At 71.5% G+C, this 17,990-nt stretch carries 14 protein-coding genes; 13 read left to right on the forward strand and 1 reads right to left on the reverse strand.

Features of this window, described 5'->3' with window-relative positions:
• Positions 1-4: 4 nt before the first annotated feature.
• From ACF07V_RS12215 to ACF07V_RS12275, 13 genes are all read left to right on the forward strand, one after another.
• Positions 5-949 carry a carbohydrate ABC transporter permease gene (locus tag ACF07V_RS12215; protein ID WP_392153516.1) on the forward strand — a complete coding sequence of 315 codons (945 nt, stop codon included), beginning with the start codon at positions 5-7 and terminating at the stop codon, positions 947-949.
• Positions 946-1,785, forward strand: a complete 840-nt coding sequence (locus ACF07V_RS12220; RefSeq protein ID WP_392153518.1) for a carbohydrate ABC transporter permease — start codon at positions 946-948, stop codon at positions 1,783-1,785. The genes ACF07V_RS12215 and ACF07V_RS12220 overlap by 4 nt, the downstream gene beginning before the upstream one ends.
• A gap of 4 nt (positions 1,786-1,789) precedes the next feature.
• Complete coding sequence (locus ACF07V_RS12225) at positions 1,790-3,421, forward strand: beta-N-acetylhexosaminidase (RefSeq protein WP_392153520.1); 1,632 nt, start codon at positions 1,790-1,792, stop codon at positions 3,419-3,421.
• 249 nt (positions 3,422-3,670) lie between these two features.
• The gene (locus ACF07V_RS12230) at positions 3,671-4,558 is read left to right on the forward strand and encodes an FAD binding domain-containing protein (protein WP_352028560.1); all 888 of its coding nucleotides are present in this window, start codon (positions 3,671-3,673) and stop codon (positions 4,556-4,558) included.
• A complete protein-coding gene (locus ACF07V_RS12235; protein ID WP_392153522.1) occupies positions 4,555-5,958 on the forward strand; it encodes a (2Fe-2S)-binding protein in 1,404 nt (467 codons plus the stop codon). Before ACF07V_RS12230 ends, ACF07V_RS12235 begins: the two co-directional genes overlap by 4 nt.
• Positions 5,955-8,276, forward strand: coding sequence for a xanthine dehydrogenase family protein molybdopterin-binding subunit (locus tag ACF07V_RS12240; protein ID WP_392153524.1), 2,322 nt, complete (start codon positions 5,955-5,957; stop codon positions 8,274-8,276). The genes ACF07V_RS12235 and ACF07V_RS12240 overlap by 4 nt, the downstream gene beginning before the upstream one ends.
• Before the next feature lie 119 nt (positions 8,277-8,395).
• Positions 8,396-8,866 (forward strand): hypothetical protein, encoded by a 471-nt coding sequence (locus ACF07V_RS12245; RefSeq protein WP_392153526.1) that lies wholly within the window; start codon positions 8,396-8,398, stop codon positions 8,864-8,866.
• A gap of 44 nt (positions 8,867-8,910) precedes the next feature.
• Entirely contained in the window at positions 8,911-10,413 is a 1,503-nt protein-coding gene (locus ACF07V_RS12250) for a WXG100 family type VII secretion target (RefSeq protein WP_392153528.1), read from the forward strand.
• Positions 10,414-10,490: 77 nt separating this feature from the next.
• Entirely contained in the window at positions 10,491-11,669 is a 1,179-nt protein-coding gene (mycP, locus tag ACF07V_RS12255) for a type VII secretion-associated serine protease mycosin (RefSeq protein ID WP_392154180.1), read from the forward strand.
• A 48-nt stretch (positions 11,670-11,717) separates the two neighbouring features.
• The gene (locus tag ACF07V_RS12260; RefSeq protein WP_392153530.1) at positions 11,718-12,143 is read left to right on the forward strand and encodes a hypothetical protein; all 426 of its coding nucleotides are present in this window, start codon (positions 11,718-11,720) and stop codon (positions 12,141-12,143) included.
• A gap of 52 nt (positions 12,144-12,195) precedes the next feature.
• Complete coding sequence (locus ACF07V_RS12265; RefSeq protein WP_392153532.1) at positions 12,196-14,511, forward strand: hypothetical protein; 2,316 nt, start codon at positions 12,196-12,198, stop codon at positions 14,509-14,511.
• 13 nt (positions 14,512-14,524) lie between these two features.
• The gene (locus ACF07V_RS12270; protein ID WP_392153533.1) at positions 14,525-15,169 is read left to right on the forward strand and encodes a hypothetical protein; all 645 of its coding nucleotides are present in this window, start codon (positions 14,525-14,527) and stop codon (positions 15,167-15,169) included.
• A gap of 12 nt (positions 15,170-15,181) precedes the next feature.
• Positions 15,182-15,835 carry a hypothetical protein gene (locus tag ACF07V_RS12275; protein ID WP_392153535.1) on the forward strand — a complete coding sequence of 218 codons (654 nt, stop codon included), beginning with the start codon at positions 15,182-15,184 and terminating at the stop codon, positions 15,833-15,835.
• A gap of 6 nt (positions 15,836-15,841) precedes the next feature.
• Here ACF07V_RS12275 and ACF07V_RS12280 read toward each other — a convergent pair whose 3' ends face one another.
• On the reverse strand, positions 15,842-17,947 hold the full coding sequence (locus tag ACF07V_RS12280) for a protein kinase (protein WP_392153537.1): 2,106 nt from the start codon (positions 17,945-17,947) through the stop codon (positions 15,842-15,844).
• Positions 17,948-17,990 lie beyond the last annotated feature (43 nt).

The raw sequence follows: 17,990 nt of genomic DNA on the forward strand, positions 1-17,990 counted from the left end.
CCGCATGACGATCCAGCTCACCCCGGCCACCGAGCCGGTGAAGACCCACGCGCCGCCCGCCCGCACCCCCCGGCGCACCAGCCCCTGGACCCCCTGGCTCTACCTCGCGCCCGCCCTCGCCGTCATCGGCGGACTCCTCGTCTACCCCGTCTACCAGCTCGGCCTGATCTCCTTCCTGGAGTACACCCAGGCCCAGGTCAGCGGCGGCGAACCCACCTCCTTCCAGGGCTTCGGCAACTACACGGCCCTCTTCGCCGACCCCCAGTTCCGGCAGGTCCTCCTCACCACCGTCGTCTTCGCCGCCGTCTGCGTCGTCACCACCCTCGCCGTCGGCTGCTCCCTCGCCGTCCTCCTCACGCGCGTGCGTGCCCTGCCCCGGCTCATGCTGATGATGGCCGCGCTCGGGGCCTGGGCGACCCCCGCCGTCACCGGCTCCACCGTCTGGGTCTTCCTCTTCGACCCCGACTTCGGCCCCGTCAACAGGCTGCTCGGGCTCGGCGACTTCTCCTGGACGTACGGGCGGTACAGCGCCTTCGCCCTCGTCCTCCTCGAAGTGGTCTGGTGCTCGTTCCCCTTCGTGATGGTGACGGTGTACGCCGGCATCAAGGCCATCCCGTCCGAGGTCCTGGAGGCCGCCGCCCTCGACGGCGCCTCGCAGTGGCGGATCTGGCGCTCGGTCATGGCCCCGGTGCTCCGGCCGATCCTGGTCGTCGTCACGATCCAGTCGATCATCTGGGACTTCAAGCTCTTCACCCAGATCTACGTGATGACGAACGGCGGCGGCATCGCCGGCCAGAACCTCGTCCTCAACGTGTACGCCTACCAGAAGGCCTTCGCCTCGTCCCAGTACAGCCTGGGCTCGGCGATCGGCGTCGTCATGCTGCTGCTCCTGCTGGCCGTGACGCTGGTCTACCTGCGCCTGCTGCGACGCCAGGGAGAAGAACTGTGACGTCCCCACGGATACGGCGTCCCGGGCGCCTCGCGGCGGAGGCCGTCACCCTCCTCGTCGCGGCCGCCGTCGCCTTCCCGCTGTACTGGATGGTCCTCTCGGCCCTCAAGCCGGCGGGCGAGATCCAGTCCACGCACCCCCGCCCGTGGACGCTCTCCCCGTCCCTCGACTCCTTCCGGCGCGTCTTCGAGCAGCAGGAGTTCGCCCGGTACTTCGTCAACTCGCTCATCGTCGCGGGCACGGTCGTCCTCGCCTCGGCCCTCATCGCGTTCCTCGCGGCGACGGCCGTCACCAGATTCCGCTTCCGGTTCCGGACGACCCTCCTCGTCCTGTTCCTCGTCGCCCAGATGGTGCCGGTCGAGGCGCTGACCATCCCGCTGTTCTTCCTCATGCGGGACCTCGGCCAGCTCAACACCCTCGGCTCGCTGATCCTGCCGCACCTCGCCTTCTCCCTGCCGTTCGCGATCTGGATGCTGCGCGGCTTCGTGAAGGCCGTCCCCGAGGCACTGGAGGAACAGGCCCGGATCGACGGCGCGAGCCGCACCCGCTTCCTCTGGCAGATCCTCTTCCCGCTGGTCTTCCCCGGGCTCGTGGCGACGAGCGTCTTCTCGTTCATCTCGACCTGGAACGACTTCCTCTTCGCGAAGTCCTTCCTCATCAGCGACACCTCGCAGTCGACCCTCCCCATGGCGCTGCTCGTCTTCTTCAAGCCCGACGAGAACGACTGGGGAGGAATCATGGCCGGGTCGACCGTGATGACGATCCCGGTGCTCGTCTTCTTCGTACTCGTACAGCGCCGCCTGGTCTCGGGCCTCGGCGGCGCGGTGAAGGACTGACGCGATGACTCACCCCATGGACCTGATCCCGGCGCCGCTGTCGGTCGAGCACCGGGCTCCCGGGGCCGTGTCCCTCGACGAGCGGACCACGCTCGACGCCGGACCCGGCACCGGGTCCACCGCGCGCTGGCTGCGGTCCGCGCTCGGCGCCGCCACCGGCCTCGCGCTCCCCGACGGCACCGGCCCGTCCGCGATCCGGCTGCGGATCAGGGAGGACGCCGACCACCCCGAGGGCTACCGCCTGACCGTCGGCGGCCCGGACGCCGCCGTCGTCATCGAGGGCGGAGGCCCCGCCGGGGTCTTCTGGGGCGCCCAGACCGTCCGTCAGCTCCTCGGCCCGGAGGCGTACCGCAAGGCGCCCGTACGGAGCGACAGGGCCCGCGAGCTCCCGTACGTGACGATCGAGGACTCACCCCGCTTCGGCTGGCGCGGCCTCCTGCTCGACGTCTCCCGGCACTTCATGCCCAAGGACGACGTCCTGCGGTACCTCGACCTGCTCGCCGCCCACAAGCTGAACGTCTTCCACTTCCACCTCACCGACGACCAGGGCTGGCGCATCGAGATCGAGCGCCACCCCCGGCTCACCGAGGTCGGCGCCTGGCGTGCCCGCACCAAATGGGGACACCGGGCCTCGCCGCTCTGGAACGAGACCCCCCACGGCGGCTACTACACCCAGGACGACATCCGCGAGATCGTCGCCTACGCCGCCGAGCGGCACATCACCGTCGTCCCCGAGATCGACCTCCCCGGCCACGCGCAGGCCGCCATCGCCGCCCACCCCGAGCTCGGCAACACCGACGTCGTCGACACCGCCGCCCTCACCGTCTGGGACACCTGGGGCGTCAACCCCAACGTCCTCGCCCCGACCGAGGCCGTCCTCCGCTTCTACGAGGGCGTCTTCGAGGAGGTCCTCGACCTCTTCCCGTCCACCTTCGTCCACGTCGGCGGCGACGAGTGCCCCAAGGACCAGTGGAAGGCCTCCCCGGCGGCCCAGGCCCGCATCAAGGAACTCGGACTCGCCGACGAGGACGAGCTCCAGTCCTGGTTCATCCGCCACTTCGACCGCTGGCTCACCGCACGCGGCCGCCGCCTCATCGGCTGGGACGAGATCCTGGAGGGCGGCCTCGCCGAAGGGGCGGCCGTCTCCTCCTGGCGGGGCTACGCGGGCGGGATCGCCGCCGCGGAGGCCGGCCACGACGTCGTCATGTGCCCCGAACAGCACGTCTACCTGGACCACCGTCAGGCACCCGGCGACGCCGAACCCATGCCCATCGGATACGTCCGCACCCTGGCCGACGTCTACCGCTTCGAGCCCGTCCCGCCGGGCCTCACGCCCGAGGCCGCGGCCCACATCCTGGGAACCCAGGCCAACGTCTGGACCGAGGTCATGGAGAACCGCTCCCGCGTCGACTACCAGGTCTTCCCGCGCCTCGCCGCCTTCGCCGAGGTCGCCTGGTCCACGCTCCCCGCGCCGGAGGCGCGCGACCACGCCGGCTTCGAGCGCCGCATGCGCACCCACTACCGGCGCCTGGACGCCCTCGGCGTCGACTACCGCCCGCCCGCCGGACCCCACCCCTGGCAGCAGCGCCCCGGGGTGGCCGGCCGACCCCTGGAGGGCACGCCCCCGAACGTGTGAGAGACGCGACGTCACCCGGTCACCCAAGAGAGGCGAAACGGAAGTTACCGTCGCACCCGGGGCGTCCCGGACGGAACAGTCCTTCGCGGACCCTCGCGCCGGACTCCTCGGAAGATGTGCCAGAGTTGCCACGTCCGGCCTGTGAGCACGTACGGTACGCCCACACGCAGGCGCGTCGTACCGCCCGCTCGCAGGCGCGACGGCCGGGCACAGTCGGGGACCACCGGGACACCGGGAAGGGGCAGCGGGTTGACCACGCACGCACCACAGACGGCATCACGGGCGGCGCAGTCCGTGACGCTGCCCGCCTCGCTCGACGAGGCCGTGGCAGCGCTCACGGCCATGCCGGCCGCCGTTCCCGTGGCCGGTGGCACCGACCTCATGGCCGCCGTCAACAAAGGCCAGCTCCGCCCCGCCGGACTCGTCGGCCTGAGCCGCATCAACGAGATCCGCGGCTGGCAGTACCAGGACGGCCACGCCCTCCTCGGCGCGGGCCTCACCCACGCCCGGATGGGCCGCCCCGACTTCGCCGCCCTCATCCCGGCCCTCGCCGCCGCCTCCCGCGCGGCCGGGCCGCCCCAGATCCGCAACGCCGGCACCCTCGGCGGCAACATCGTCACCGCCGCCCCCACCGGCGACTCGCTGCCCGTCCTCGCCGCCCTGGAGGCCGACCTCGTCGTCCTCGGCCCGCTCGGCAGCCGCGAGATCCCCGTCTCCCACCTCCTCGCGGGCCGCGACCTGCTCGCCCCCGGCGAGCTCGTCGGCTTCGTCCGCGTCCCGCTGCTCCACGCCCCCCAGGTCTTCCTCAAGGCCACCGGCCGCACCGGCCCGGCCCGCGCCACCGCCTCCGTCGCCGTCGTCCTCGACCCGGCCCGGCGCGGCGTGCGCTGCGCGGTCGGCGCCGTCGCCCCCATGCCGCTGCGGCCCCTGGAGGCCGAGCGCTGGATCGCCTCGCTGGTGGACTGGGACAACGACCGGGGGCTCGCCCCGGAGGCGCTCGCGGCGTTCGGCGAGTACGTCGCCGCCGCCTGCATCCCGGATCCGCCGGGCGACGAACAGTTGCCCCCGGCCGTACTGCACCTGCGGCGCACGGTCGCCGCACTCGCCCGACGGGCACTGGGGAGGGCACTGGCATGAGCGACGAGCACACGGGTCAGACGGGCGGCTGGGAGCCGCTCCCGCAGAGCGAGGGCTACGACGGCGACGCGACCGCCTTCGTCCAGCTGCCGCCCGACTTCATGCTGGACGGCGTCCCCCTGGAGGCGCCCGGCCACGGCTACGTACCGCCGATGATCACCCCGCTCCAGCCGCTCGCCCCGGCCGCGGCGACGGACCCGTCCGCGACGGGCTCCTGGACGGTGCACGTCCCGACGGAGGCGCAGCAGCCGCAGTACTTCGAGGGCGTCGAGCACGACCCCTCGTACCAGGGCGTCGAGCACTTCCAGCCGCCGGCGTACGTCGAGCACGCCGTCGAGCACCTCGACTACGCCGAGCAGGACCCGCACGCGACGGCCGAGTGGCGCTTCGAGGAGGCGGTGGCTCCGGCCGCCGACCCGTCGGCGACGGGGCAGTGGCAGATCCCGGCCGAGGCCGTGGCGGTGGCCGTGGCCGAGTCGGAAGAGGCCGTCCCGGCGCCCGCCTCGTACACCGAGGCCCCGGCGACCCTGCCGGGCGGCGCGCCGGCGCCGTGGGCGCTGCCGGGGGAGCTGCCGGGGGAGCCGGTCGGGGAGGAGGCCTCGGAGGCCTCGGAGGCCTCGGAGGCCTCGCAGGGGGAGCCGGAGGTCGTACCGGAGGAGGCTCCCGAGCTGGTGGCGGAGGAGGCTCCCGAGGCACTCGCCCCGGTGCTGCCGCCCGTCGACCCGTCCACGACCACGACCGAGGCAACGTCCTCGTCGTCGTCCACGTCCTCGTCCACGTCCTCGTCGTCGTCCACGTCGTCGTCCACGTCCACGTCCACGTCCACGGACAGCGACGAGCACCCCCACACCTCGTACACCCTGCGGGTCAACGGGACCGACCGGCCCGTCACCGGCTCCTGGATCGGCGAGTCGCTGCTCTACGTCCTGCGGGAGCGCCTCGGCCTCGCGGGGGCCAAGGACGGCTGCTCGCAGGGCGAGTGCGGCGCGTGCAACGTGCAGGTCGACGGTCGTCTCGTCGCCTCCTGCCTGGTTCCCGCGGCGACCGCCGCCGGAAGCGAGGTGCGGACGGTCGAGGGCCTCGCGGTCGACGGCGAGCCCTCGGACGTGCAGCGGGCGATGGCCAGGTGCGGCACCGTCCAGTGCGGCTTCTGCATCCCCGGCATGTGCATGACCGTGCACGACCTCCTGGAGGGCAACCACGCCCCCACGGAGCTGGAGACCCGCCAGGCGCTCGCCGGCAACCTCTGCCGCTGCTCCGGCTACCGGGGCGTCCTCGACGCCGTCAGGGACGTCGTCGCCGAGCGCGAGGCGGCCGCCGCGGCCGCCGAGCCCGAGGCCGCCGACGAGGCCCGTGTCCCGCACCAGATTCCCCACCCGCACGACGGAGGCATGGCGTGAGCAGCGACGCGACCACCGCCGCTCCCACGGCTCTGGACACCCCCGGGGGCCTCGGCCAGGAGCCGGCCGCGCACGGCCTCGGCACCTCGCTCCCCCAGGCCGAGGCGCGCGCGAAGACCGAGGGCACCTTCCCGTACGCCTCCGACCTGTGGGCCGAGGGGCTGCTCTGGGCCGCGATCCTCCGCTCGCCGCATCCGCACGCCCGGATCGTGTCGATCGACACGACGGCGGCGGAGGCCATGCCGGGCGTACGGGCCGTGGTGACGGCCGCCGACGTGCCGGGCGCGGCGACGTACGGGCGCAGGGTCGCCGACCGGCCCGTCTTCGCCTCGGAACTGGTCCGGCACCACGGCGAGGCCCTCGCGGCGATCGCGGCGGACCACCCGGACACGGCACGCCTCGCGACCGCGGCGATCGCCGTCGAGTACGAGGTGCTCGAACCGGTGACGGACCCGGAGAAGGCGTTCGAGGCGGAGGCGCTGCACCCCGACGGGAACCTGATCAGGCACATCCCGCTGCGCTTCGGCGACGCCGAGGCGACGGGTGAGGTCGTCGTCGAGGGCCTGTACCGGATCGGCCGCCAGGACCCGGCGCCGATCGGCGCGGAGGCGGGTCTCGCGGTTCCGCGCCCCGACGGCGGCGTGGAGCTCTACACGGCGTCCACGGACCCGCACACCGACCGGGACCTGGCCGCCGCCTGCTTCGGGCTGCCGCCCGAGCAGGTCAAGCTGGTCGTGACGGGCGTGCCGGGCGCGACGGGCGACCGCGAGGACCCGGGCTTCCAGATCCCGCTGGGCCTGCTCGCCCTGCGGACCGGCTGCCCGGTCAAGCTCACCGCTACGCGCGAGGAGTCCTTCCTCGGCCATGCCCACCGCCACCCGACCCTGCTGCGCTACCGCCACCACGCGGACGCGGAGGGGCGGTTGGTGAAGGTGGAGGCGCAGATCCTGCTCGACGCGGGTGCGTACGCGGACTCGTCGTCGGAGTCGCTCGCGGCGGCGGTGGCCTTCGCGTGCGGCCCGTACGTCGTCCCGCACGCCTTCGTGGAAGGCTGGGCCGTCCGCACCAACAACCCCCCCTCCGGCCATGTGCGGGGCGAGGGCGCGATGCAGGTGTGCGCGGCGTACGAGGCGCAGATGGACAAGCTGGCGGCGAAGCTGGGCGTGGACCCGGCGGAGCTGCGCATGCGGAACGTCATGGCGACGGGCGACATCCTGCCGACGGGCCAGACGGTGACGTGCCCGGCGCCGGTGGCCGAACTCCTGGCCGCGGTCCGCGACTTCCCCCTCCCGCAGCTCCCCAAGGACACCCCGGAGGGCGACTGGCTGCTGCCCGGCGGCCCGGAGGGCGCGGGTGAACCCGGCGCGGTGCGGCGGGGGGTGGGCTACGCGCTGGGCATGGTGCACATGCTGGGCGCGGAGGGCACCGACGAGGTCTCGACGGCGACCGTCCGGGTCATGGACGGGGTGGCGACGGTCATCTGCTCGGCGGTGGACACGGGTTCGGGCTTCTCGACGCTCGCCCGCCAGATCGTCCAGGAGACCCTGGGCATCGACGAGGTACACATGGCCCCGGTCGACACGGACCAGCCGCCGGCCGGCCCGGCGGCGCACGGCCGGCACACCTGGGTGTCGGGCGGGGCGGTGGAACGCGCGGCGAAGATGGTCCGCACGCAGCTGCTCCAGCCGCTGGCCCACAAGTTCGGCATGTCGACGGAGCTGCTCCAGATCACGGACGGCAAGATCACCTCGTACGACGGTGTCCTGTCGACGACGGTCACGGAGGCGATGGACGGCAAGGAACTCTGGGCCACGGCCCAGTGCCGCCCCCACCCCACCGAGCCGCTGGACGAGTCGGGGCAGGGGGACGCGTTCGTGGGCCTCGCGTTCTGCGCGATCCGCGCGGTGGTGGACGTGGACATCGAACTCGGCTCGGTACGGGTGGTGGAGATGGCCGTCGCGCAGGACGTGGGCCGCATCCTGAACCCCGCGCAGCTCGCGGCGCGCATCGAGGCGGGCATCACGCAGGGCGTCGGCGCGGCCCTCACGGAGAACCTCCGCACGGCCCGCGGTCTGGTCCGGCACCCCGACTTCACGGGGTACGCACTCCCGACATCCCTGGATGCCCCGGACATTCGCATCGTGAAACTCGTCGAGGAACGCGATGTGGTGGCCCCCTTCGGCGCGAAGGCGGCGAGCGCGATCCCGGTCGTCACCTCACCGGCCGCAGTGGCCTCAGCGGTACGCGCGGCGACGGGCCGCCCGATCAACCGCCTCCCGATCCGCCCACAGGCGGCGGTCGCCGTGCCCAATTCGTAACCATGTGATGTCCGTTGCTTGTGCAACCGGGAGGTGCGGACTGTCGTCGTTCCTGACTACAGTGAACTTCTAGACTTGTGCCGTTGACGGCATGGTGGGTTCACGGGGGAGGAGCGGGCATGCGAGCCGAGATGGAGGGCATGACGTCCGGGATGCGGACGCAGGCCGTGAAGTACAGCGCCGACTCCATGCAGAAGTTCAAGCAGGGTGTGGACGACCTCATCACCCAGCTCAAGGGTTCTGACGCCGGTGCCGGAAAGCTGAAGAGCGACCCGGTCAGCCGCACTCAGTTCGGCGGGGGCGGTGGTGCTTGGGCGGAGGCTCAGGGCGCCTACGCGGCCTATGACGAGGTCCTCGGCAAGCTGGTGCAGCTCTCCGGCCTGCTCAACGACTGCCTGGAAGGCCTTGGTATCGCAGTCGTCGCCTCCAAGAACGGCTTCGAGGAGATGGACGACGACATCAAGCGCAAGATGATCGCGATCCACCAGCGCACGCAGGACGCCAAGGACAAGGCTGACAAGGACGCGGGCCGCGGCGCACCGGGGAGCGAAGGCAGTCGGGGTGCCGAGGGCGACGACTCCCTCAAGTAGGCGTGCGCGGACGGAATTTCGGGGACACGGGGAAGAGGCGAGACATGAGGCCTGCAGAGGGCGGCGGTGGCGGCGGAACCAACTTCGCCGGCATGACGCACGAGCAGATGCTGGTGTGGCTGGACGAGGCGAGCAGCTACTACGTGGGTGAAGCGGCGCGGCGGTTGAAGACCGCCTCGGATCAGCTGGCCACGATCGCCAGTGACCTGCGCGCCAGCATGAGGGACATGGACTGGGAAGGCGAGGCGGAGAAGGCCTTCGTCGAGTGGGCCACCAACGTGGCCAACTCGACCACGCATCTCTCGGACTACGCCGAGCGCGGGTCCGTCTGCATGGAGGACAACTCCTCCGCCATCGCTTCGGCGCAGAGTGCCATGCCCCGCTACACCTCCCAGGCGGACGCCAAGGAGAACCTGGACGCGGCGCTGAAGTACCACAACGACCCCGACTCGCAGACCATCGCCCGCAACGCGCGGGCCTCGATGGCGACCAGCGACGACGCCGCGGCCATCAAGGCCAAGGAAGAGGCGAACCGGCAGGCGGCGGCGGACGAGATGTACCGCCTCTCGTCCGCCTACGAGTGGTCGAGCTTCCGGATGAACAGCGAGGTCCCGCCGACGTTCCCGCCGCCGCCGGGTTCGTTCGTGCCGAAGGCGCCCGACGGCCGGGACAGCAGCTCCTACCTCGGCTCCACGCAGGAGACCGGCAATCGCTCCACGGGTACGGAAACGACCACGGGGACGCGGACCACGCACACCACCCAGCCCGACACCCGGACCACGCCCGACACGCCCACGGTCCCGCCGACGGGCGACCCGACGGGGCCGACGCACGTCATCAGGCCCGAGGTCCGGCCCGACGCGCCCGTGGACCTCGGCATCGACAGCGTGGAGACCCTGCCGAAGCCGGACACCACCGGCCCGACCACGCACACCCCGGGTGGTCCGCCGCCGCTGACCAGGCCGGACGGCGGTACGCCTCCGTTCGTGACGACCACCGGCATGCCTCCGCTCACCACGAAGGGCGGTCCGGGCCCCCTCGGCCCCACCTCGCCCATCACCGGCGGCACCGGCAACCCGCGCAACCCGGCGACCGGCGGTCTCCGTAACACGCCCGGCATGCCCCGCGAGGGCATCAGCGGCGGCCGTCAGGTCCCCAGCACCACGGGCCGGCCGCAGACCGGCATCCCGCGCAGCACCGTCATCGGCAACGAGCCCACCGGCCAGAACCGGACCGGCATGGGCCGCGGCATGGGCGGCGCCCACGGCATGGGCGGCTCCATGGGCGGCGGCGCCGGTCAGAGCGGCATCAGCGGCGGGCGGCGTCTCGCCGGCGAGAGCGGCGGAGTCGTCGGCGGCAAGGCGCAGCGCGCCGGCGCCGCCGGTGGCGGAAAGCCCTTCACGGCCGGCGGCTCGGGCCTCGTGCGCGGAAACGCCGCGAAGCCCGGCGAGCGCGAGGAGCAGAACGGAGAGCGTCCCGACTACCTCGTCGAGGACGAGGAGACCTGGCAGCAGGGCCGCCGCGTGGCGCCGCCCGTCATCGACTGATCAGCGCGAGGAAGCAGATGCGTACCAGCAGTATTCGTCGGAGCCGTGCCCGAGTCACCGCCTCGGCCGCCTTGGGGATGCTGCTGGTGGGCATCGCATCCGTTCCCGCCCACGCGGAGAACTTCCGGTCCCAGCAGTGGTACTTGGATGCCATGGGCGCCGAGGAGATCTGGCAGCTGAGCACCGGTAAGGGCGTCACCGTCGCGGTGATCGACTCCGGTGTGGAGAAGAGCAACCCGGACCTGCGCGGTCAGGTGCTGGAAGGCAAGGACTTCGCAGCCGACGAGTCTGGTGACCAGTTCACCGATTACACCGGGCACGGAACCGGCATGGCGGGTCTGATCGCGGGAACCGGCAACCGGGACGGAGGGAACGGAGCCTTCGGCCTGGCGCCGGGTGCCAAGATCCTTCCGGTGCGGGTCTCCGGGCTCGACGCGGGCGAGGGCAGCATGGCGGACGGCGACAAGAACTTCAACCGCGTCATTCCACCGGCGATCAAGTACGCCGCCGACGCCGGTGCCAAGGTCATCAACATCTCCCTGGGAGTGGGAACGGGCTCCGAGTCGCTCACCGACGCGGTGAAGTACGCCCTGGACAAGGGGGCGCTCGTCTTCGCGTCCGTCGGAAACAGCGGCGACAAGGGCAACAGGCCGGAATACCCGGGTGCCACGCCCGGAGTCGTCGGAGTCGGAGCCGTCGACCAGAAGCTGACGCACATCCCGACGTCTCAGCACGGCGATCAGGTCGACATCGTCGCTCCCGGCAAGGACACCGTGCACGCCTGTGGCGGCGGTACCGGCATGTGCAAGTCCACCGGTACCAGTGACGCCACCGCCCTCGCCTCCGCCGCCGCCGCGCTTCTCTGGTCGAAGCACCCCGACTGGACCAACAACCAGGTCCTGAAGGTCATGCTCAACACGGTCGCCAAGCCCAAGGGAGGTGAGAAGCGCAGTGACTTCATCGGCTACGGCGCGATCCGCCCCCTTCGTACGCTGAAGACGCCCGGCGACCCCGGCCCGGCCGACGTCCGGCCGATCGACGACCTGACCGAGGCGCCGACCGCGACTCCCACGCCCACCGACCTGCCGTCGGCCGACCCGGCCCCCGTGGAGTCCTCCGCCGCTCCCGCCCCGGCCCCCGTCGCCTCGGAGGACGCCGGCGGCAACACCGGCCTCTGGATCGGCCTCGGGATCGGTGCCGCCGTGCTGATCGCGGGAGCCGTCGCCGTACCCGTACTCCGGTCCCGGCGGGGCTGAGTCCCGCCCCTGCCGTCGGCCGTCCGTAACTCACTCATGGGGAAGTAGATGTCGTTCGACGAGGAGTGGAGCCAAGTCCGCAGCGAGACCGCGGCGATGAGGCTCAACAGCGTGCCCGCCGAAGGCGGCGGTGGTGGCGGTGGTGGCGGTGCCAGTGACTACAAGGTGACCTCCGCCGACCTCAAGGCCATCGGCAACGAGGCCCAGGAGCTCTTCCACTGGTTCGAGCGCGACGCCTTCCACGCGGGCGCCCAGACCGACACCGCCGCCAAGGGCCTCGACGGCGACGGGTTCCTGACCGGTTCGGCGATGTGGACGATGTGGGACACCTGGCGCGGCCAGGCCGAGGCGCTCCTCAGCGCCTGCGCGCACATCCACAACCACCTCGAGGACACGGTCATCAGCCACACCAACCATGAAGAAGTGCTCGTCACGAACTTCTCCATGTCCGAGATCGACAAGCACTTCAAATAAGCCGGAGCCGGTGACGGCGACGACGACCGCGCACGGCTGACGAGGGAAAAAGATGCTGAAGTTCGACCAGGTCCTCCACGCCCATCTCAGTGGCCTCAAAGAGGCTGCCACCGTCTGGTCGGAGACGGTGTCCAAGCTGGAGAAGACCAAGGAGAAGGCGGACGGCCTCCAGGGCAAGGCCGACAAGGCCGACTGGAAGGGCGAGAACGCCGGCGTGACGCAGGCGTTCGTCCGGAAGACCGCCAAGGAGTTCGGTGACGCCCTCACCGAGGCGAGCAGCATCCGCAACATCCTGCGGGACGCGGAGAGCGAGTTCCAGGCCGCCAAGACCGAGCTGGAGAAGCTCGTGGCGGAGGCCCCCGGCAAGGGCATCCGCATCGACCCCGACGGAGTCGTCAGCTATCTGATCCACCCCGACCGCCGCGCCAAGGACTACGACGGCCCCAAGCCCGAGCAGGCCGACTTCGAGGCGATGCGTTCGGCGATCAAGGCCGCGATCGACCGGGCCAACAACGCCGACGACGTCGCCTCCCGCGCCCTGCGCGGACTCGTCGGCAGCGACAAGATGAACTTCTCCGGCACGAACTACGACTCCCTCAAGGCCGCCTCGAAGGCGCAGGACGCCGAGGACGCGCACGCCGCCTACGAGCTGTACAAGAAGGGCGACGACGCCACCCCCGAGGAGATCGACAAGCTCAACGCCCTCTTCAAGGCCAACCAGAAGGACCCGTACTTCGCCGAGAAGTTCGCCCTGGAGGTCGGGCCGAAGGGCAGCATGGAGTACTGGGCCGACATGGGCGACCCGAGCGACGGCTCGCGGCTCGGCGTCGACCACCGCGACAAGCTCAAGGAGCTCCAGACGAACTGGAGTCTGACGCTCGCCACCGCGACCCATTCCACGAGCCCCGAGATGGAGCAGTGGAAGGCCGACGTCATCAAGGCCGGCAGCGAGCCGATCCAGACGCGCGGTACCAGCCCGTACGGCTTCCAGGTCATGAGCAACCTGATGCGCGTCGGCGAATACGACGACAAGTTCCTCAAGGACTACGGCAACGGGCTCGTCATCACCGAGCGCAAGATGACCCACGACGGCGCGCTGCCCGCCGACCGGGCCTGGCACCAGATCACCGGCGGGCCGAGCCACCTGAACTGGATGGGCGGCGACCTCGGCAACGACCCCATGATCGGTTTCATGGAGGGGCTCGGGCACAACCCGAAGGCGTCGACGGACTTCTTCAACGGCGACATCGACCTCACGCCCGAGAACACCAAGGACGACAAGAAGATCGACCCGTTCGACTACTTCACCAAGGACCGCGAGTGGCCCGAGGAGTTGAACGACAAGGGTGACCGGACCAAGGAGCCCGGTTACAACGCGCTCGGTCACGCCCTGGAGTCCGCGACCACCGGCCACCCGTACGACGCCGACCCCGAGGGCCTCAAGGACGTACGGACCAAGGAGAACGCCGAGGTCATGCAGAAGGTCGTCGAGCGGTACGGCGACGACCCGAAGTACATGCACAAGCAGCCGGGCATCGACGACAGCCTCGGCAAGATGGGCGCCGCCTACATCGACGAGCTGAACCGCTCCCTGGAGACGGACAGCGACACCACGATGGAGGAGAAGAAGAACTCGCCGTTCGGCTTCAACGGCGCCGACGGCAAGTCCCGTTTCGGCTCCGAGTTCGACACCGGCCTCCTCTGGAACCGCGGCGACGCCGTCAACTTCATGGGCATCGTGTCGCAGAGCGAGACCGGCCACTCCACGCTCTCGGCGGCCGAGTCCCTGTACACGACGAGCGTCCTCGACCAGGTCGGCCCCAAGCCCGGCTCCACCTTCGACGACCGGGACCTCACCGACGCGCGGACCACACTGCGGGTCGGGTCGGAGGCGCAGGGCATCCTGGACGAGTCCCGGATGGCGCAGATCGACAAGGACTACGAGAAGGACTCCGAGGAGCACAAGAAGGCCGTCGGCAGGACGACCGAATGGGTCAAGTTCGGCGTCGGCGCGGCGGCGGCGGGCGGCATCGCGGTCCTGACGGGCGGCGCCGGTGGCGTACTGGTACCGCTGGCCGCCGAGACGGTGGGCGGCGCGGTCACGACCGTCATCGGCATGGAAGCCGACGACATGGCGGAGAAGTACGAGAAGGACGAGCTGCTGAAGAAGAAGTCGGACGACCTGTCGGACGAGGCGCTGGCCATGGGCAAGGAGAACGCGCTCCGCCCCGGCATCGCCTACGCCAACGCCCCCGGCTGGAGCGAGAGGGACCGGAACTACCTCGACGAGGAGCTGGTCAAGTACGTCCGGGACTCGCGCATGCACGCCCGCGACAACTCGCTGCCCGACCCGTACGAGAAGGACTGACATGCGGTCTGCGATGGCACGACTGGGTGCGGCCGCCGCCGCGGCCGCCCTCCTCGCGGGCTGCTCCGGCGGCGGGGGATCCACGGAGGAACCGAAGGGCCTGACGGCGGCCGAGGCCTGCGGAGGCTTCGCCAAGGACGCGGCGACGACTGCGGCGCTCAAGGGCGTCCTGGGCGGCGACCGTTTCGAGGACAACCTGTCGAAGCCGGAGAAGGCGCTCGACCGGCTGCGGGAGGACGCGGCCGCGCCGTGGACCGACTCGTACCGGCCGCTGCCGGTGACGTACTGCGGCCTCCAGTCCGCCGAGGAGGCGTCGAGGACCCTCAAGATCGAGGTGAAGGCGGTGGGGAAGGGCCCGTACCTGGGGCCGGAACTCGCCAAGTCCGTGACCTCGTACTCCACAGGAGTCGAGGCCTTCTCCTCGTCCACCCTCGGCAAGCTCTACTTCTCGTGCCGCCTCGAGGCGCCCGCCCACCCGATCGTCGTCGAGACGGCCGTCTGGGGGCCCGCGGGCGTCGAGGAGACAGACCTGGAGCAGCGCACCCGCCTGATCACCCTCGCCAACGCGGCGGCCCGGGACGTCTCGGCGAAGCTGGGCTGCCAGGGGGAGGACGGGCTGGCGACCGGGGTGCCTGCGCGCGCTGCGGCGGCGTCCTGAGAGAGTCGTTCCATGCGCACCACCACAGTCCACAGGATCGTCCTTCCGGTCGCCGCGCTCGCGATGGCGGCGACCGGCTGCACGACGACGGGAACCGACGATGCCGCCGCGAAGGGGCAGGCCGCCACGGAGGTCTGCGGTGGATTCGCCGAGGAGCCTCGTGCGGCCTCGGCCCTCGACGCCATCGCGGGCAAGGGCGTCCGGCTGACGAGCGACCGGTCCGAGCCGGACAGGGTCGTCAGCGAGCTGCGTGAGGCGGCGCGGACGCCGCAGAGCGGCAAGCAGCGCATGGCGGGCATCCCGTTCTGCACGCTGGAGGCGGCGGAGGACGGGAAGAACGTCCTGACCGTCACCGTGCGCGAGGCTCTCGCCGTTCCGGGCGGCGACGCCTCGAAGGACCTGGTGACGGCCTACTCCACCGGGCGCCTCGCGACCTCGTCCGACCTCTTCGCCTCGATCTACTTCACCTGCCGGCTGCCGGCACCGGCCCACGAGATCGTCCTCGACGCCGAGCTGGAGCGGGCGGACGAGAACGAGGCCGACCATGCCGGCATCAGGGACGAGCAGATCATCCTTGCCAATGCGGCGGCTCGGCATGTGGCGGATGAGCTGGGGTGCACGGGGACGGGGCTGGCGGCGGGGGTGCCGGCGAAGGCGCGGCCCTGAGGCGACCTACACCCCGAACACCGGCATCGCCGCGATCCGGCCGCCCCGGGCGATGAAGACGCGGTTGGCGTCGCTCGCCAGCTGATAGGAGCCTGTGCGCAGCATCGTCGCGGTGAAGAGGCGTTCGCCCGAAACCTTGTGGAGGACCTGCACCGAATCGTTGTCGGGGGCGTGGACCCAGACCGTCGTGCCCTCCACGGCCGGAGGGTTGACGCTGCCGGGGCCGTAGCCGTCCAGCACCTCGGACCATTTCTGATCCGGGAGGTCGATCTCCGGAATGGTGCCGAGGCGGGAAACGGTGTACGTGTCGACCGCCACGACGAGATCGCCATCAGCGGTGGGCGTGCCGTAGCCGTGGTACGAGGACGTGCGGAGGGTTTCCTTCTCCCACAGGAAGTCGCGGGGGTCGAGTCGGCGGGCCGTGAGAGTGCGACCGCCGAGGTAGACGGTGTTGTTCTCTCCGATCGCCGGGGCCTGGCCGTCGGTGCCCTGCTTCGTGATCTCCCAGTCCTTCTCACCGTTCTCGGTGTGGAGCGCGGTGACACGGCCGTCCCTGCCGTGGACCACGAGCCGTTTCCTGCCCACGGCCGCCTTCGCCGGGCCGTTGTGAGAGCGCGGTGAGGTCATCGGGCGGGACCACGTCGTGGCCAGGGTCCAGGCGTTGACGGCGCGGAGTTCGTTGGCCTTCGTCACCAGGTAGACATGGGTGTCGTCGGCGGCGAGGAGATCGTCGACGTCGCTGCCCGTCTGCCAGACGGGAGCCCCGGTGGCGGCGACGAAAGCCTTCAGAGCGCCTTCCTTGTCGACGCCCACGACCATCCGGTCGGCGACCGAGACGAAGCCGGCGTCGGCGTCGATCTCCTCGGCTCGCCAGCGTTCCTTGCCGTTCGTGACGGAGAGGGCGAGCAGGCCGCCCATCCTCGCCTGGACGATCACCACGTCCCGTACGGGAAGGGGGAGTTCGCCCTCCGGTGCCGTCACGTCGAGAGGCCCCCACAGCGGCTTCGGGACGTCGCCCGGCTTGAGGTCGATGGCCGAGATGAACGCGGCCTCCGGGGTCGCCACGGCGGCCGGCACATCGGCGGTCGGTGACTTCGCTTCGCCCCGGCTCAGCCACCACGCCCCTGCGCCGCCGCCCGTCCCCAGGACCGCCACGGTCACGGCCGCGCCGGTGAGGAAGCGGCGCCGGGTCGGTGACGAGGAGGGTACGGCGGTGTCCTCGGGTGCCGCCAGGCGCTTGGTGGCCGCCTCGCGCCGCTTGATGTCCTCGGCCAGTGGCCCCTTGCGCCACGCCCGGTCGGCGCCCTTCGGTGGGGCGAAGGCCTCTGCGACCTGCGGGGGCGCCGGGCGGAACGCCGGGTCCTTCGCCAGGCACGGGCCGATCAGCGTCTGGAGCTCCGGCGGTACCAGGCTCAGGTCCGGTGTGCCGTGCACGACCTCGTACTGGACCGCCGCCACGTGCGCGCCGTCGAAGGCACGCCGGCCGCTCGCCGCGTACGCGAGGACCGCGCCCAGCGAGAACACGTCCGAGGCCGGGCCGACGCGCTGCCCGAGGACCTGTTCCGGCGCTCCGTAGCCCGGGGTGACCGGGACCTGCCCCGTCGTCGTGAGCGTGAGGCCGTGCTCGGGGCGCGCGATGCCGAAGTCGATGATCCGGGGGCCCGTCGAGGTGAGCACGATGTTCGCGGGCTTGAGGTCGCGGTGGACCAGACCCGCCACGTGGATGTCGTGCAGGGTCCGGGCGAGCTGGGCGGCGAGGGCCCGAACCGTCGGCACGTCCATCGGGCCGTACGTGCGGACGGCCTCGTCGAGCGTCGGGCCGGCGAGGTACTCGGCGGCGATCCACGGCCGCCCGCCCTCGGTCTGCGCGGCGAGGACCCGTGCCACGCCCTTGCCGGTGACGGCCCGCGCCATGTCGGCCTCGCGGACGAACCGCTGCGCGAGGTGCTGGTCGTGGGCGAGTTCGGGGCGCAGGACCTTGACTGCGGCGGGCGCTCCGGCGTCGTCCCGGCCCACGTACACCTTGCCCATGCCGCCCTCGCCGAGGACGCCGAGGAGCCGGTACGGGCCGAGCCGGAGCGGGTCGCCGGTGGCGAGGGGCTGTGTGGTCACGGGGTGCTCTCCGGGGCATGGGTGGAGGGGAGGGGGCGGGGCG

It is taken from the genome of Streptomyces sp. NPDC015661, assembly GCF_043077765.1.
GTDB lineage: Bacteria > Actinomycetota > Actinomycetes > Streptomycetales > Streptomycetaceae > Streptomyces.

Excerpts from the sequence above, each read along its gene's own strand:
- ACF07V_RS12215 (WP_392153516.1), top strand. The coding sequence starts at position 5 with ATGACGATCCAGCTCACCCCGGCCACCGAGCCGGTGAAGACCCACGCG.
- ACF07V_RS12225 (WP_392153520.1), top strand. The coding sequence starts at position 1,790 with ATGACTCACCCCATGGACCTGATCCCGGCGCCGCTGTCGGTCGAGCAC.
- ACF07V_RS12235 (WP_392153522.1), top strand. The coding sequence starts at position 4,555 with ATGAGCGACGAGCACACGGGTCAGACGGGCGGCTGGGAGCCGCTCCCG.
- ACF07V_RS12245 (WP_392153526.1), top strand. The coding sequence starts at position 8,396 with ATGCGAGCCGAGATGGAGGGCATGACGTCCGGGATGCGGACGCAGGCC.
- ACF07V_RS12250 (WP_392153528.1), top strand. The coding sequence starts at position 8,911 with ATGAGGCCTGCAGAGGGCGGCGGTGGCGGCGGAACCAACTTCGCCGGC.
- mycP (WP_392154180.1), top strand. The coding sequence starts at position 10,491 with ATGCTGCTGGTGGGCATCGCATCCGTTCCCGCCCACGCGGAGAACTTC.
- ACF07V_RS12260 (WP_392153530.1), top strand. The coding sequence starts at position 11,718 with ATGTCGTTCGACGAGGAGTGGAGCCAAGTCCGCAGCGAGACCGCGGCG.
- ACF07V_RS12265 (WP_392153532.1), top strand. The coding sequence starts at position 12,196 with ATGCTGAAGTTCGACCAGGTCCTCCACGCCCATCTCAGTGGCCTCAAA.
- ACF07V_RS12270 (WP_392153533.1), top strand. The coding sequence starts at position 14,525 with ATGGCACGACTGGGTGCGGCCGCCGCCGCGGCCGCCCTCCTCGCGGGC.
- ACF07V_RS12275 (WP_392153535.1), top strand. The coding sequence starts at position 15,182 with ATGCGCACCACCACAGTCCACAGGATCGTCCTTCCGGTCGCCGCGCTC.